The 14036-nt window shown below is 59.9% G+C and carries 14 protein-coding genes and 1 pseudogene; 11 read left to right on the top strand and 4 right to left on the bottom strand.

All coding sequences use genetic code 11. From position 1 onward, the window contains the following. The first annotated feature begins 7 nt into the window (after positions 1-7). The 11 genes and pseudogenes from AC6I1V_RS02860 to AC6I1V_RS02810 form a co-directional block, all read left to right on the top strand. Positions 8-2371, top strand: a complete 2364-nt coding sequence (locus AC6I1V_RS02860; protein ID WP_497736830.1) for a pyridine nucleotide-disulfide oxidoreductase/dicluster-binding protein — start codon at positions 8-10, stop codon at positions 2369-2371. Between the two features lie 149 nt (positions 2372-2520). Beyond that, positions 2521-2736, top strand: coding sequence for a DVU_1557 family redox protein (locus AC6I1V_RS02855; RefSeq protein ID WP_337432152.1), 216 nt, complete (start codon positions 2521-2523; stop codon positions 2734-2736). Then, on the top strand, positions 2733-3440 hold the full coding sequence (gene trsM / locus AC6I1V_RS02850) for a DVU_1556 family methyltransferase (protein ID WP_308771951.1): 708 nt from the start codon (positions 2733-2735) through the stop codon (positions 3438-3440). Before AC6I1V_RS02855 ends, trsM begins: the two co-directional genes overlap by 4 nt. After that, positions 3437-3886: a DVU_1555 family C-GCAxxG-C-C protein gene (locus AC6I1V_RS02845; protein ID WP_308771950.1), complete on the top strand. Its 450-nt coding sequence runs from the start codon at positions 3437-3439 to the stop codon at positions 3884-3886. Before trsM ends, AC6I1V_RS02845 begins: the two co-directional genes overlap by 4 nt. Continuing rightward, complete coding sequence (trsS, locus tag AC6I1V_RS02840) at positions 3883-5250, top strand: radical SAM (seleno)protein TrsS (RefSeq protein ID WP_486853568.1); 1368 nt, start codon at positions 3883-3885, stop codon at positions 5248-5250. Before AC6I1V_RS02845 ends, trsS begins: the two co-directional genes overlap by 4 nt. Then, positions 5247-6329 carry a DVU_1553 family AMP-dependent CoA ligase gene (locus tag AC6I1V_RS02835; RefSeq protein ID WP_486853564.1) on the top strand — a complete coding sequence of 361 codons (1083 nt, stop codon included), beginning with the start codon at positions 5247-5249 and terminating at the stop codon, positions 6327-6329. The genes trsS and AC6I1V_RS02835 overlap by 4 nt, the downstream gene beginning before the upstream one ends. 94 nt (positions 6330-6423) lie before the next feature. After that, positions 6424-7035, top strand: a complete 612-nt coding sequence (ruvA, locus tag AC6I1V_RS02830; RefSeq protein WP_005027369.1) for a Holliday junction branch migration protein RuvA — start codon at positions 6424-6426, stop codon at positions 7033-7035. Further along, on the top strand, positions 7035-8063 hold the full coding sequence (gene ruvB, locus AC6I1V_RS02825; protein WP_486853563.1) for a Holliday junction branch migration DNA helicase RuvB: 1029 nt from the start codon (positions 7035-7037) through the stop codon (positions 8061-8063). The genes ruvA and ruvB overlap by 1 nt, the downstream gene beginning before the upstream one ends. Positions 8064-8074: 11 nt before the next feature. Then, entirely contained in the window at positions 8075-8803 is a 729-nt protein-coding gene (gene thyX / locus AC6I1V_RS02820; RefSeq protein ID WP_486853562.1) for an FAD-dependent thymidylate synthase, read from the top strand. A gap of 11 nt (positions 8804-8814) precedes the next feature. Next, positions 8815-9282 carry a phosphatidylglycerophosphatase A family protein gene (locus AC6I1V_RS02815; protein WP_486853561.1) on the top strand — a complete coding sequence of 156 codons (468 nt, stop codon included), beginning with the start codon at positions 8815-8817 and terminating at the stop codon, positions 9280-9282. A 345-nt stretch (positions 9283-9627) separates the two neighbouring features. Next, positions 9628-9726: pseudogene (locus AC6I1V_RS02810) on the top strand (transposase); the annotation flags it as partial. 167 nt (positions 9727-9893) lie between these two features. Here AC6I1V_RS02810 and AC6I1V_RS02805 read toward each other — a convergent pair. From AC6I1V_RS02805 to AC6I1V_RS02790, 4 genes are all read right to left on the bottom strand, one after another. Continuing rightward, a complete protein-coding gene (locus tag AC6I1V_RS02805) occupies positions 9894-10361 on the bottom strand; it encodes a hypothetical protein (RefSeq protein WP_486853560.1) in 468 nt (155 codons plus the stop codon). Next, complete coding sequence (gene mutS, locus AC6I1V_RS02800) at positions 10358-13018, bottom strand: DNA mismatch repair protein MutS (RefSeq protein ID WP_486853567.1); 2661 nt, start codon at positions 13016-13018, stop codon at positions 10358-10360. Before mutS ends, AC6I1V_RS02805 begins: the two co-directional genes overlap by 4 nt. Before the next feature lie 67 nt (positions 13019-13085). Then, positions 13086-13496 (bottom strand): hypothetical protein, encoded by a 411-nt coding sequence (locus AC6I1V_RS02795; RefSeq protein ID WP_302551671.1) that lies wholly within the window; start codon positions 13494-13496, stop codon positions 13086-13088. Between the two features lie 10 nt (positions 13497-13506). Then, a complete protein-coding gene (locus AC6I1V_RS02790) occupies positions 13507-14013 on the bottom strand; it encodes an HIT family protein (RefSeq protein ID WP_337432160.1) in 507 nt (168 codons plus the stop codon). Between the last annotated feature and the right edge of the window lie 23 nt (positions 14014-14036).

Below are 14036 nucleotides of genomic sequence, written 5' to 3'. Positions count from 1 at the left end.
AGGCGTTATGGAACAGGCGGATCTGCGGGGCTGGGAACGGCAATGCACCCAGGATGATATGCCCAAATGCCGGGCGGCCTGCCCGTTGCAGATGGATGTGAGGCCGTTTCTCGAACGGATGGCGCACGGGGATATGCCCGGGGCCCGCAAGGTACTGGAGCGGTATCTGCCTCTGCCCGGCGTTTTGGGACGGATTTGCGAACACCCGTGCGAAACGGCCTGTGTCCGGCAGGGGCTTGGCGGGCCGCTCGCCGTTGGCGCGCTGGAACGGGCCTGCGTATCGCAGTGTCCGCAGCAGACGCGGAACCTGCCGCGTCCCCCAAAAAGCAAAAAGGTCGCCGTGATTGGTGACGGCATGGCGGGGCTGGTTGTAGCATGGGATCTTTCCCGGAAGGCGTATCCCGTGGATTTGTTCTATGTGGGCGGGCAACCGGCGGAAGGTTTGCTCGCCGCATTCCCTTCACTGGCGCCGGAAGCCTTGGATGGTGAACTCGAAAGCATGCGGAAGAGCGGCGTGACGCTGATCCGCCGAGAGCCTGACAGAGCCCTGCTTCAGGAAGTAGAAGGCTATGACGCCGTTTTTGTGGATGTTTCCCTTGTTCCGGGCTTGGCCCCAGCATCACGGGATGCTGTGGATTCCGTAACGCTGAATGTGGCGGGTGGGCCGGAACATGTCTGCTTCGGCGGCTGGCCGTCACTGGACGGGACGGGTACCCCCGTTGCATGGGCGGCGGAAGGCCGCCGGGCCGCTATGACGCTTGAGCGTTCCATGACCGGTGTTTCCCTGACGGCTTCGCGAGAGAATGAAGGAGCGAGCGCCACTCGGCTGCACACCCCGCTCGACGGGTTGGCTCCGTTGCAGCGGCTGGAACCGGAACACCCCGGTGAAGGGTATTCGCTTGAAGAGGCCAAAACCGAAGCCGGAAGATGTTTGCAGTGCGAATGCCTCATTTGCGTGCGGGAGTGCCTGTACATGCAGAAGTACAAGGGCTACCCTCGCGTTTACGCCCGCCAGATGTACAACAATGCCGCGATCGTGAAGGGACACCATCAGGCCAACACGATGATCAACAGTTGTACGCTGTGCGGCCAGTGCGAGGTTTTGTGTCCGGAAGGCTTTTCAATGGCGGATTTGTGCCTGTCGTTCCGAAGGGATATGGTTCGGCGCGGCATGATGCCCCCTTCGGCGCATGAGTTCGCGCTGGAGGACATGGCCGCCGCCAACGGCCCGGAATGTGCGCTGTCTTTCGCTGGGTTGGGGGCGGATGGGAAGGCTGCGGAGCGGTGCGGGCATGTGTTTTTCCCCGGCTGTCAGCTTGCGGGCGCACGGGGAGAACAGGTTTTGGCCGTGTACGAGACGTTGCGCAAAGATCTCGGCAACGTCGGCCTGTTGTTGCAGTGCTGCGGCGTTCCCGCGCAGTGGGCGGGAGAGGAAAAGCTGTTTGCGGAAACCGTGGGGTCGCTCAAGTCCACATGGGAGTCGCTTGGGCGTCCTCGCGTGATCGCCGCTTGCGCCTCCTGTTGTAAGACGCTGCGTGAAGCCTTGCCGGAAATGTCCGTAGCGTCGCTTTGGGAAGTGCTTGATACGGAATGCCCCTCGCTGTCCTTCAGCGGGGAAGCCTGCTGTTGCGGCGTCCCCACATTGAGTATTCATGATCCCTGTTCCGCCCGTCACGACGAGGTATGGTTGCGGTCGGTGCGGAGTCTCCTTGCCAAACGGGGCGTCCCGTTTGAGGAGCCGCGTTTGTCCGGCGAAACGACGCCCTGTTGTGGGTACGGAGGGCTGGCATGGGACGCCAATCCGCAGCTTGCTTCGGCTATTGCGGCGGATCGGGCCGGCCAGCTTGAGCACGACGCCGTCACATCCTGCATCATGTGTAGGGAACGTCTGGCCGCGGAAGGCAAGCCTTCCCTGCATATGCTCGATCTGCTGTTCCCGCGTGAATCCCTTCATGCGGCGGCGACCGCAAAAGGAAGCGGGCTGTCGGCCCGGCGAGCGGGACGTGCCGCACTGCGAACCGAGGTGCTCCGGCGTTATGCCGGGGAAAACGTGGCAGAAACGCTTGATGACGGCATCCCTGTCCGCATTGCTCCGGATGTCTTGGAAAAGATGGAAGAGCGCCATATCCTGAGGGAGGATGCCGTGCGTGTCGTGCGCCATGCCGAGGCATCTGGGGATACGTTCCTGAACCGGAACAATGGGCATTTTCTTGCATCCTTGCGCCCCGTACGGGTGACGTTCTGGGTGGAATACAGCGTTGAGGACGGCGTGTGCGTTGTCCATGATGCCTATTGCCACCGGATGGAGGTACCCGGCACATCAACCCCCGAAGGCCGTTACGAGGCTGTCCGCAGCCCGTTCCACCTTTAAAATGCCCAGGGGAGAGTGGCGGGATAACGGAAGGCTGCCGTTCCCAGCCCCTGCTGAAATGGAACAGGCCCCAGCCCCGTGGTTCTCACGGTGAGCTCAGTGATAACCAGCTATGCGAGAAAGCGGAAATTTCCGGCGGGAGGATCATCATGGCTATGGAACCGAATTATGTGCCGGATCCCGGCGACTGGGTATGTGCCCGTTGCCAATGCCCCTTGGAACAGGTCAAAGTTCAGGTCGGCTACCTCGGCAGTGCGTTTGACGTTTCTTTGCCCCGTTGCCCGTCCTGTGGATTGACGATGATCCCCAAGTCCCTGGCTGAGGGAAAGATGGCGGAAGTGGAAGCCCTGCTGGAAGACAAATGATTCCGCAGCATCAGGAAGAGCCTTTATACCAGCGGGAGCTTTTCCGCCTGGCGTCGGCGGATTGTTTCCGTCCCGGCGGCGTGGAGCTTACCGCGCGGGGGCTCGCATACTGCGCTTTCAGCGTCGGCGAGCGGGTGGCGGATTTGGGGTGTGGCCTGGGCGTGACGCTGGCTTTGCTGGCGGAACGTGGCCTGCGCCCGGTAGGTATGGATTGTTCCTCCCCCATGCTTCTGGAAGCGGAAGGGCGGTTGTCCGGAGTGCCGCTCCTCGCGGGGACGCTTGAGGGGCTTCCGCTGCGGGATGTCTGCATGGACGGCATAGTCTGCGAATGTGTCCTTTCCCTGTCGTCCAACCCTGAACGGGCGTTGGGCGAGATGTGGCGTATCCTGCGGCCGGGGGGACGGCTGTTGCTTACGGACATTGTGGCCCGCGGAGGCGGCTATGGGGTGGACGGGCAAGGATGCGCGCGTGGTGCCGTGCCCGTGGATGTTGTGGCGGAACGGCTGGCGCGGCAGGGATTTCGTGTTCTGGCCTCCGAAGATCATTCACGGCTGCTCGCTGAACTGGCGGGCAGGCTCCTGTTTCAAGGCGTCCCCCGTTCGGCCCTGCTTGCGTGGATGGGGGGATGTCAGGGGGGCGGTTCGGCTTGTTCGGAAAAACGGTTTGGATATTGGATGTTCGTCGCGGAAAAGGGGAATAAATGAACGCATTGATGTTGGAACTCGTACCGCTGATTCGGGAAGGCTACTGTTGCAGCCAGCTCCTTATCCTGCTCGTCTTGCAGCAGCAGGGGGTGGAAAACCCCGGACTCGTCAGGGCTGCCGGCGGACTTTGCCACGGAATGGGACAAAGTGGCGGTGCGTGCGGGCTGTTGACGGGAGGCGCGGCGGCGCTTGGGTATCTGGCGTGCAAGGGGGCAACGGGTGAAAGCGCCCATCCGATGGCGGAACCGTTGATCAACGACTATGCAACGTGGTTTGCCCAGCATGTATGTACCGGAGGGTGCCGTGATGTTTCCTGTCCTTCCATTCAGGAAAAAACAGGCGGAGGTGCGGACATGACACTGTGCGGGGATCTGCTCGCCGACTGTTGGGACAAACTTGTCGATTTGTGCGTCGGGTACGGAATCGACATGACGGAGCCTCGATAATGTCCCCCGCCCGTTCCCTGCCGCAGGCCACGGAGAGCCTCTGTCCCGTCTGTTTGCGGCGCATCCCGGCAGAATATGTGCTTGATCCTGCGGAAGAGGGTACTTCCACGGTTTTTCTGAACAAGGAGTGCCCGGAGCATGGCGCTTTTTCCGTTCCCATTTGGCGCGGTTTGCCGGATTTCCGGTCTTGGGTTCGTGACAAAACGCCTTCGTATCCTCGGCATCCATTTGTAGAGCGGGATCGTGGCTGTCCTTTCGACTGCGGGTTGTGCCCGGATCATGCCCAGCATACCTGTACGGGGTTGATTGAAGTGACGGGGCGGTGCAATCTGCGTTGCCCAGTCTGTTATGCCAGTGCCGGGGAACAGATTGCGCCGGAGCCCTCCCTTGAACGCATCGCCTTCCAGTTGGATCGCCTCAGACAAGCGTCAGGGGCGTGCAATGTGCAGCTTTCCGGCGGTGAGCCCACGGTACGGGATGATCTTCCCGCAATCGTCCGTATGGCCAAAGCTCGCGGTTTCGCGTTGATCCAGTGCAACACCAATGGATTGCGTCTGGGGACGGAGCCCGGATATGCGGCGAAGCTGCGCGAAGCGGGGCTGGATTCCGTCTATTTGCAATGCGATGCGGCGGATGATGCGGCCCATGAGATTTTGCGCGGGAGGCGTTGCCTTCCTGAAAAGCTGGAAGCGATCCGGGCGTGCGGCGAAGCGGGGATCGGGGTCGTGCTGGTGGCGACTGTGGCGGCGGGCGTTAATGCCGACCGCTTATGGCCGCTGGTGGAAATGGGGCTGCGTCTGGGAAGGCATGTCCGGGGCGTACACTTCCAGCCGATGTCCTCGTTCGGACGTTGCCCGTGGCGATCCGACGGTGCGCCGCGCGTGACATTGCCGGAGATCGCCGCGGATCTGGAACGGCAGTCGCAAGGGCAAATCCGATGGACGGATTTCCACCCTCCGGGATGTGAAAACGCGCTGTGTTCCTTCAGTGCCGTTTATCGGAGAAACGGGGAAACATTGGAACTGGTGCAGGGCGCTTCCTCCTGTTGCGATTGTGGGGAAACGTCGTCTGCCGCTGAGGGGGCCCGTAAGGCCAAGGCATTCGCCGCCCGGCACTGGAGCGCGCCCGCGTCCCCGGCAGCGGCCCGGGATGGGGATGCGTTCGATCGGTTTTTGGCGTCGGCGGGGATAGAGCAGCGCTTTACCGTGTCCTGCATGGCATTTCAGGATGCCATGACGCTGGATCTGGAACGGGTCAAAGGGTGCTGCATCCATGTCGTCAGCCCATCAGGGAACTTGATTCCGTTTTGCCTGTACAACCTGACCTCGTTTGAAGGCACCACGCTGTACCGGGGCCGTGTATGATGACGCGCCCGTTTCTGGACGACTGGATCGCGCGTTGCTGCGGGCTGGATGTGCTGAGCGAAGGATCGTTGCTGCGGTATCAGTTGCACAAAATCAACGAGGTGTTGCGCTATGCGGAACGCAACAGCCTGCTGTACCGGAAACGTCTTGCGGGCGTTTTTGCGTGCCACGGAGAGGCGATCCGGGCGGGGGCATGGCCTGCCTCGCTTGATGATGTGGCACAGCTGCCGTTTACGACGGCGCGGGATCTTGAGGATGGCTGGAAGCGGTTTGTCTGCGTTCCGCTGGATGCCATTGCCCGGATGGTGACGCTGAGCACGTCCGGAACAACCGGAGAACCCAAACGGCTGGCCTTCGCTTCCGCTGATTTGGAGCGGACGCTGGATTTTTTCGCCCACGGCATCAGCGTGCTGGTACGTCCCGGCGATACGGTGCTCATTCTGTTGCCCGGAGCGGAACGCCCCGATGGGGTTACGGATCTGCTCATCCGGGCATTGCCCCGGATCGGAGCCCGGGGGATCGCCGGAAATCCCGCAGCGGAACATGCCTGTTTTCGCCGGGAGCTGGAGCTGCATCGCCCGGACTGTCTGGTCGCCGCGCCGGGGCAGTTGCGCCGTCTTTTGGGTGCGCATCCGGCCTCTCCGGGAATCCGGGCCATATTGTCGAGCGCGGAGCCTTTGCCGCTGGATTTGGAAGAAGCTCTTGTCCATTGTTGGCATTGTGAGGTTTTTGATCACTACGGCCTCACTGAGACAGGCTACGGCGGTGGGGTTGAATGCCCCGGAAAGCAAGGGTACCACCTGCGCGAGAGTGATTTGTTTTTTGAAGTCGTTGATCCGGTTTCCGGTGAACCTGTGCCTGACAGGACGCCGGGTGAGGTGGTCTTCACCACATTGACGCGTCAGGCCATGCCGCTGATCCGTTACCGGACGGGAGACATGGCGGCCATGTTGCCCGGCCCGTGCGTTTGTGGGAGCCCGCTGAGGAGGCTCTCACGGATCAGGGGGAGGTTTCGGACGGTCGGGGACAGGCTGGAAGTGCTCGCCCCACGCAAGGGCTGGATGGAAGATTCCGGCTGACATGAGAGGGGGTTTCCTCCCGGCGGGGTTTGGGCTATGCTGGCCCTCGGTACGCCATCCGGGTGTTGCCGCTCAAACAGGGAGAGAACACCCCATGATCGCTTATATAGAAGGGCGGTTGGCGGAAGTGTGCGCCAACGCTTGCGTCGTCGTCACGGAAGGCGGCGTCGGTTATGAAGTCTACCTGCCGCAGCAGACGCGGCTCCAGTTGCCGGAACGCGGCGGCCATGTCCGCTTCTACATTTGCCATATCGTCCGGGAAGACGCGCAGGAACTGTTCGGTTTCGAGACATGGGACGAACGGCAGACGTTTATTGTGCTGACATCCATTTCCAAGGTGGGGGCGCGGACGGCTCTCGGCATCCTTTCCGCGTTCCGCCCCGACGACCTGCGGCGCTTGGTGCTTGAGGACGACGTGCTTGCGCTCACGCAGGTTTCCGGTATCGGCAAAAAGAGTGCCCAGCATATTTTCCTTGAGCTCAAGTATAAGTTGAAGGTTGAGGACATGCCGGCGGCGGCCTCGCTGCAGTTGGGCGTGCCCGGAAGCGTCTACCGCGACGCGTTGACGGGCCTCGAAGGGCTTGGCTACGCCGAAGCCGAAGCCGCACCCGTTTTGAAGAACATCCTGCACGAAGAGCCTGATCTTGAAGTCAGCGAAGCCCTCCGTGCCGCCCTGAAAGCCCTTGCCCGCGAACGGCAGAAGTAATGTCCGATTCTCTTAATACGCCATCATTCCTTCCCCCCGCAGATTTGGCGAAAGAACTGTCGGCTCCCGAATCCGGCTCTCCCGGTGACGAAAGCATCCGGCCTTCCCGTTTGGAGGACTTCATCGGGCAGGAGGAGTTGAGAGCCAATCTGCGCGTCTTTCTGAACGCCGCCCGTGAACGTGGGCAGGCGATGGATCACGTCCTTTTTTACGGAAACCCCGGCCTTGGGAAAACGACGCTCGCCCAAATCATGGCGGCGGAATTGGGGGTCAACCTGATCTGTACGTCCGGCCCGGTACTGGAGCGGAGCGGCGATCTGGCGGCCATCCTGACCAACCTCTCCCGCCACGACATCCTGTTCGTGGATGAAATCCACCGGATCCCCATTGCCGTGGAGGAAATCCTGTATCCGGCGCTTGAGGATTACAAGCTCGATCTGTTGATAGGGCAGGGGCCCGCCGCCCGTACCGTCAAAATTGATCTGGAGCCGTTCACGCTCGTGGGCGCCACGACGCGCATCGGCTTGCTTTCCTCGCCGTTGCGGGATCGTTTCGGCATCATCAGTCGGTTGGAGTTCTACACGCCTGAGGAGCTGTCCCGTGTGGTCATGCGCTCCGCGCGTATTCTGGGGGTACCGATCACTGAGGGAGGCGCACTGGAAATCGGCCGCCGTTCGCGGGGAACGCCGCGTATCGCCAACCGGTTGCTGCGGCGCGTGCGCGATTTCGCCGCCGTCTATGGTTCCGGCGTGGTGGACGAGGAACAGGCGGCGCATGCGCTCCGGCGCATGGACGTGGACGAGAACGGGCTGGACCAGATGGACCGCAAATTATTGCGCGTCCTTGTGGACATTTACGGAGGCGGGCCCGTGGGCGTGAAGACGCTGGCGGTGGCTTGTTCCGAAGAAGTCCGTACGATTGAGGATATTTATGAGCCGTATCTTATTCAATGTGGATTTTTGAAGCGCACCTCACGGGGCAGGATGGCTACGGCAAAAGCGTATAAACATTTAAATATGCTCGGATAGCCGGAGATCATATGCCCGTAGTCCAACCTCACGTCGAATTGCTTGCCCATACGCCGGAACCGCTTTCTTTGGTGTATGCGGCGTTTCGTCAATGTTATCACGCCGGATTTGTGGCCGATATGTGGCCCCGCCTGCTCGCCGGGGACATCGGCCGCGAAAAGCAGGCTCAGTTTGTGGCTTCCATTATGGAGTCCGGCCATGCCAGCCCGGTTGAGCACGTCAGTTTCACGTTTGCGCTTGGCGGCGTGTCCCGCGCCTTGACGCATCAGCTCGTGCGCCACCGCATCGCATCCTATTCACAGCAGAGCCAGCGATATGTGGACGGTTCGGATTTCGACTACCTGATCCCGCCGGAGATCCGGAAGAATCCGGAAGCGCTGGCGCGGTTTGAAGGGATCATGCGGGAGATCGGTTCCGCTTACCGGGATCTTAAAGGATTGCTTGAAGAAGCAGGGCGAACCGGATCCAAGGCGAATGAGGATGCGCGTTTTGTCCTGCCGCAGGCCACGGCGAGCAACATTGTCGTAACCATGAACTGCCGGGCATTGCTGAACTTTTTTGAGCACCGCTGTTGCCGCCGTGCACAGTGGGAAATCCGGCACGTCGCGGACGAGATGCTCGCGCTGTGCCGGGGGGTACTGCCTGAGGTATTTAGTCTGGCTGGTGCCAAGTGTGAGCGGCTGCGGTACTGTCCCGAAGGGGAAAAATTCTCGTGCGGGCGTTTTCCTGCCAAAGCATAGAGAGGGTTGTAATGGATAAACTGACACTCGCCTTTTGCCGGCTCGGTTTTGCGGGGCTGTCTCCCATCATGCCGGGGACATGCGGTTCCGCGCTGGCGGCGGTTCTGGCTCCATTTTTGTTCATTCCACTGCCGTTTGTCGCCCGGATTGCGGTGCTCGTACTTGTGTTTTGGATTGGCGGAATGGCCGCGACCCGTGGTGAACAGATACTCGGCTGCAAGGATCCGGGTGAGATTGTTATTGATGAACTCCTTGGCATGTGGTTGGTGCTGTTGCCGTTTTCTGATCCGGGCTGGTCAAAGATAGGTATCGCCTTCATTTTATTCCGGGTTTTTGATATGTGGAAGCCGTGGCCCGTCCATGCCTCCGAAAGTTGGCTGCCCGGTGGCTACGGAGTCATGATCGATGATGTCATGGCAGGGGTACAGGCGTTGCTGGTCATGTGGCTGTTGCAGTTGGCCGGTTTTTGGGGAACTTGAGCAGTATGCTGCCACTCAGGGGGGATTTTTGCAGATCCCTTGGTGGGTATAAAGGCGGATATTTTCCCCACAGTAGAAGCAGGTGGAAGCTTTTTTGAGCGTTATGCGCAAGAAACGCGGTAGGCCCTTTTGATAGGGGGCCGCGTTTTCAATATAGGAAAAGATGATTAGAAAGAGGATGGTTAGAGCCCATCCTCTTTTTTTGTATAGAAAGAAAACCTCCCGCTATGCGGGAGGTTCCGAAAAGCTTACAGCTTTGTATATGTTATAAAAACGCCTTTTGATTTGTTAGTAAAGCTTGCGGTCTGGCAACTGCAAACGGCAACAAATTAAAAGGAGGCCACAATGAGTGACGTTCAAAGTTTAGCCCACACAAAATGGAACTGCAAATACCATGTGGTCTTTGCCCCCAAATATCGCAGGCAAGTTTTCTATGGGGAAATGTCTTGCCCTAACTAAAGAGAATTTGCTGGAAAACTGTGAATGGGCTTTGAGTATATGCCGCAAAAGGTTTTAGAGGAATGTAGAAGGGGATTGATGGGGAAGTGAGGGAGCCTTTCCAGAGAAAAGCTCCCCCAATGCGTTTAGAATATTTTAAAAGGAATGTTGCCTTAGCGAACGGTTTTCACCGGGGTCAGTGCGTAGGGGAAGGCCATGAAGACGTTCCGCGCCACCAGACGCCAGCGGTAAGCCGCCGCCTTGTTTTGCGGGCAATAGGTGAACGCGAACCGCGTTCCCGAATCCGTGGGGACGGCCTGCTGTGGCGTCAGTTCCTGCGTTTCGCGCGGGGCGAAGGGGCAGCCCTCACAGGTATCCTGCGGCGTCTGCAATTCCTTGGGCAGGGTGGAATCGGCGGATGCGCCCAGAGGTTCCAGCTCGATGGAGAAACCGTCCACATTGCGCGCCGCGCCTTTCATGAACGCGGAAATGGCGAGACAACCGTTTCCGGTGAGGGCGGCGTCAGCGCTTTCCCATTCAAACAGGTTTTTCTTGTCTTGGGGGATCGGATCCCCTTTCTTGCCGCATCCCGCTGCGATCAACAGTAGGCAGCACAGTATTAGCGTGATCCGTGTTTTCATTGCTTTGGGGCTCCCCATAAAAGTTTCCATTCCGTGATACGTTTCAGGGCCTCAAGAGGGGTCAGGGCATCGGGATTGGTATCCCGCAGAGCCACGAGCAAAGGGTGTTCCGGTTCCGCAACGGCAACTTCCTCGACCACTTTCTTGGGCTTGGCCTCGGGAAGCTGGATGCCGGGCAGAAGATTCGGCATGACCTGACGGACGGGTGAGGAGCCTTTGTTTTGCTCCAGTTGGGCGAGGATTTCCCGTGCCCGCTGGACGACGGGCTGTGGGACACCCGCCAGCCGCGCGACTTCGATGCCGTAGCTCCGGTCGGACGGCCCGGGGATCAGGCGGCGGAGAAAGACGATTTCCCCGTTCCACTCCCGAATGGCGATGTTCATGGTATGCACACCGGGGATCTTGCCTTCCAAGGCCGTGAGTTCATGATAGTGCGTGGCAAAAAGGGTTCGGATGCTGCCCCCAGCCCGTCTTGCCAACTCTTCCGCTACGGCCCACGCCAACGCCAACCCGTCGAACGTGCTCGTGCCGCGTCCGATCTCGTCAAGGATGACGAGGCTGCGTTTGGTGGCTTGCCGCAGGATGCGTGCGGTCTCCATCATTTCCACCATAAACGTACTTTGGCCTTGCGCCAGATTGTCCGAAGCGCCTACGCGGGAGAAGATGCGATCGCACAGGCCAAGCTGGGCTTCCCGGGCCGGGACGAAAGAACCCATCTGCGCGAGGAGGCAGATCAGTGCGGTCTGGCGGAGTACGGTCGACTTACCCGCCATGTTGGGGCCGGTGATCAGCAGGAGCCGCCTGTCCTCATCCATATGGAGGTCGTTGGGCACGAACGCGGCTTCTCCGATAATACCCTCAACGACTGGGTGGCGCCCTTCCCTGATTGTGATGGATTGCCCGGTATGAAGCACGGGGCGCGACCAGTTGTGGCGCACCGCCGTTTCCGCCAATGACTGCCAATAGTCCAGTTGCGCCAGCATGTCGGCCATGAACAGGATGCGGGGGCGGGCTTCCGCCAACGCCCCGCGAAGCTGCTGGAACAGCTTGTATTCAAGCGACTTGCGCCGATCGGCGGCGGAAAGCAGCTTTTCTTCCAATTCCTTGAGGTGGACGGTCGTGAAGCGCTCGGCGTTGGTCAGCGTCTGCCTGCGGATAAAATGTTCGGGAGGCGTTCCGCCTACTGCCTTGGACAACTCGAAGTAATACCCGAACACCCGGTTGTAGCCGAGCTTGAGCTTGCTGATGCCCGAAGCTTTCTGTTCCTCTTCGAGCAGTGCCTTGACCCGGTTTTCCCCGTGCTCGACGAGATCCAGCAGTTCGTCCAGTTCCGGGTTATAGCCCTGCTTGAACAGCCCTCCTTCGGTGATGAACTGCGGCGGATCGTCGGCAAGGGCTTTTTGCAGCGTGGCGGCGTGGTCGCCAAGATCATCCCAGTGTTCCGTAATGGAGCGGAGCACTCTGGGGGTATCAGCATCGGAAGACGTGATAGCGGATTTGACCGGAGGAAGCGCCGCAAGGCTCTGCCTGAGCGACAGCATATCGCGGGGGGAGGTTCTGTTCAGTGCGATACGGGTAGACAGGCGCTCAAGATCATAAACGCCGGAAAGCGCCTCGCGCAGCTTTTTTCTGTTTTCGGGATGTGCAATGAGCCATGCAATGGCTTCCTGCGTTTCCTGAATGGGCGCAAGCTCGCGCCAAGGGTTGCGCAGGCGCTCCTCAAGCAGGCGGCCGCCCATCGGCGTCTGCGTGGAGTCGATCACATGGCGCAGCGTGCCTACGCCCTTGCGTCCATCGAGGCGGCGGAACAGCTCCAGATTACGTTCCGTAACGTCGTCGATAAGGAGGTGCTGGCCAAGATCCAGAGGCTCGAAGGGCGCAAGATGTCTGGTGTCCTGCATCTGCGTCTGCTCCAGATAGGCGAGCAGTGCGCCGCAGGCCTGCACCAGCTCTTTGCGGTCTTCCAGCCCCAAGGCCCCCAGTTCGGCGACGGACTGGGCGGCAAGGACGCGTTCAGTGGAGCGCTTGTAGTCGAAATGGCTCCGCAAGGGGACACGGACGACCTGAATGTCCGTAAGGTGCAGCAAAGGCGGGATGTCGGCATCTTCCGGCAACAGGAGTTCGCGCGGGGCAATCTTCTGCGCCCACTGCCAGAGTTCCTGACTCTTTTTGACGTGCAGCCCGGCCCAGTAGCCGGTGGAGACATCCACCCACGCGAACCCGCCTCGATCCGTGTCGGCACTCCAGAGCAGGGCCCCAAGATAGGTGTGCCCCTTGGGCTCAAGGCTGACGTCCTCGACGGCGGTTCCGGGGGTGTAGACACGGGTGACGGCGCGCTCGACAAGCCCCTTGGCGGCTCTGGGGTCTTCGACCTGATCGCAGAAAGCGATCTTGTAGCCCTTGTTCAAAAGCTGGCTGACGTACCCTTCGGCGGCATGCCACGGGACGCCGCACATGGGAACGGGTGATTCCGCGTTAGGGTTGCGCGAAGTCAGCGCGATTTGGAGTTCACGCGAGGCTACTTCGGCGTCCTCAAAAAAAAGTTCATAAAAGTCACCCATGCGGTAGAAGAGCAGGGCGTCAGGATAGCCCTCCTTAATGCGGAGGTACTGTTCAAACATGGGGGTAAGGCGGGGAGATGCGGGCTGTTGGCTCATATGCTGCAATAATGCCCACGCACAATCCAGCGAGGGATCATCCGTGGGCATCATGAATGGTAAATGGTTATTCTTGTTCGGTAAGTGCGGAAGCGGACTTTTTCGCGTTTTCGACCTCTTCGGCGAGCTGGGCGGCCTTGGCTTCGGCGGCGTCTAGCTTCTTCTGAAGGGCCTCGTTGGTCTTGAGGGCCTTGGCGACATCCTTTTCAAAGCCGCGGGCACGCATATTGGCCATCGTCAGCTTGGCGGAGAGGGAAACCCGATCCCACATCAGCATGGCGAGGATACACAGGGCGCCAAGGACGAAACAGATGATCAGCAGGGTGTAGAAGGGCAGAGGGGCGGATTCGACCGGAGGGAGGAACAGCAGGTCGAGTTTCAGCGCAACGGCCTGCGAGAACGCACTCTGGTTCTGCACGAAGAACATCATGACCAAGAAAAACAGAATGACCAGCAGCAGCACTTTGATGTAACGCATAGACCTCTCCTCATGCGGGTTGGCCCGGGCGCAACCGGGCGAAAAGGGGTTTGAGTTTGGTATAGGTCGAAGCCAGATGATCGGGGATGACCCGCGTTTCACTCATCACGGCCATGAACGAAGAATCGCCATTCCAGCGGGGGACGAGATGGAAATGCAGGTGGTCGCGGATGCCCGCTCCGGCGGCTTCGCCGAGGTTGAGGCCTACATTGATGCCCTGCGGTTTGAAGAACTCCCTGAGAATGGTCGTGCACTGCTTGAGCAATTCCATGATTTCCGTCGATTCCTCCGCCGTCAGAAGCGGCAGATCCATGACGTGCCGCAGGGGTGCCACCATGATATGCCCGTTGTTGTACGGAAATTTGTTCATGATGACGAAAGCGGCCTTGCCGCGGTACAGGACGAGCCGTTCCTCATCATGGGACAGATCATCGGGAGGGAGGCACAGAACGCACGAGTCCGGTTTCGGCCCCAAAATATAGTCCATACGCCACGGGGCCCACAGAGGATGTGTCATACGACAGCTTCCTTGTCTTGAGT

Source organism: Bilophila sp. T19-St14, assembly GCF_059728385.1.
The sequence above is the reverse complement of the archived record's forward strand: the minus strand, read 5'-3'. Positions and strand labels throughout refer to the sequence as shown.

Coding starts and splice junctions, on each gene's coding strand:
- AC6I1V_RS02860 (WP_497736830.1), top strand. CDS start 8: ATGGAACAGGCGGATCTGCGGGGCTGGGAACGGCAATGCACCCAGGAT.
- AC6I1V_RS02855 (WP_337432152.1), top strand. CDS start 2,521: ATGGCTATGGAACCGAATTATGTGCCGGATCCCGGCGACTGGGTATGT.
- trsM (WP_308771951.1), top strand. CDS start 2,733: ATGATTCCGCAGCATCAGGAAGAGCCTTTATACCAGCGGGAGCTTTTC.
- AC6I1V_RS02845 (WP_308771950.1), top strand. CDS start 3,437: ATGAACGCATTGATGTTGGAACTCGTACCGCTGATTCGGGAAGGCTAC.
- AC6I1V_RS02835 (WP_486853564.1), top strand. CDS start 5,247: ATGATGACGCGCCCGTTTCTGGACGACTGGATCGCGCGTTGCTGCGGG.
- ruvA (WP_005027369.1), top strand. CDS start 6,424: ATGATCGCTTATATAGAAGGGCGGTTGGCGGAAGTGTGCGCCAACGCT.
- ruvB (WP_486853563.1), top strand. CDS start 7,035: ATGTCCGATTCTCTTAATACGCCATCATTCCTTCCCCCCGCAGATTTG.
- thyX (WP_486853562.1), top strand. CDS start 8,075: ATGCCCGTAGTCCAACCTCACGTCGAATTGCTTGCCCATACGCCGGAA.
- AC6I1V_RS02815 (WP_486853561.1), top strand. CDS start 8,815: ATGGATAAACTGACACTCGCCTTTTGCCGGCTCGGTTTTGCGGGGCTG.
- AC6I1V_RS02805 (WP_486853560.1), bottom strand. CDS start 10,361: ATGAAAACACGGATCACGCTAATACTGTGCTGCCTACTGTTGATCGCA.
- mutS (WP_486853567.1), bottom strand. CDS start 13,018: ATGAGCCAACAGCCCGCATCTCCCCGCCTTACCCCCATGTTTGAACAG.
- AC6I1V_RS02795 (WP_302551671.1), bottom strand. CDS start 13,496: ATGCGTTACATCAAAGTGCTGCTGCTGGTCATTCTGTTTTTCTTGGTC.
- AC6I1V_RS02790 (WP_337432160.1), bottom strand. CDS start 14,013: ATGACACATCCTCTGTGGGCCCCGTGGCGTATGGACTATATTTTGGGG.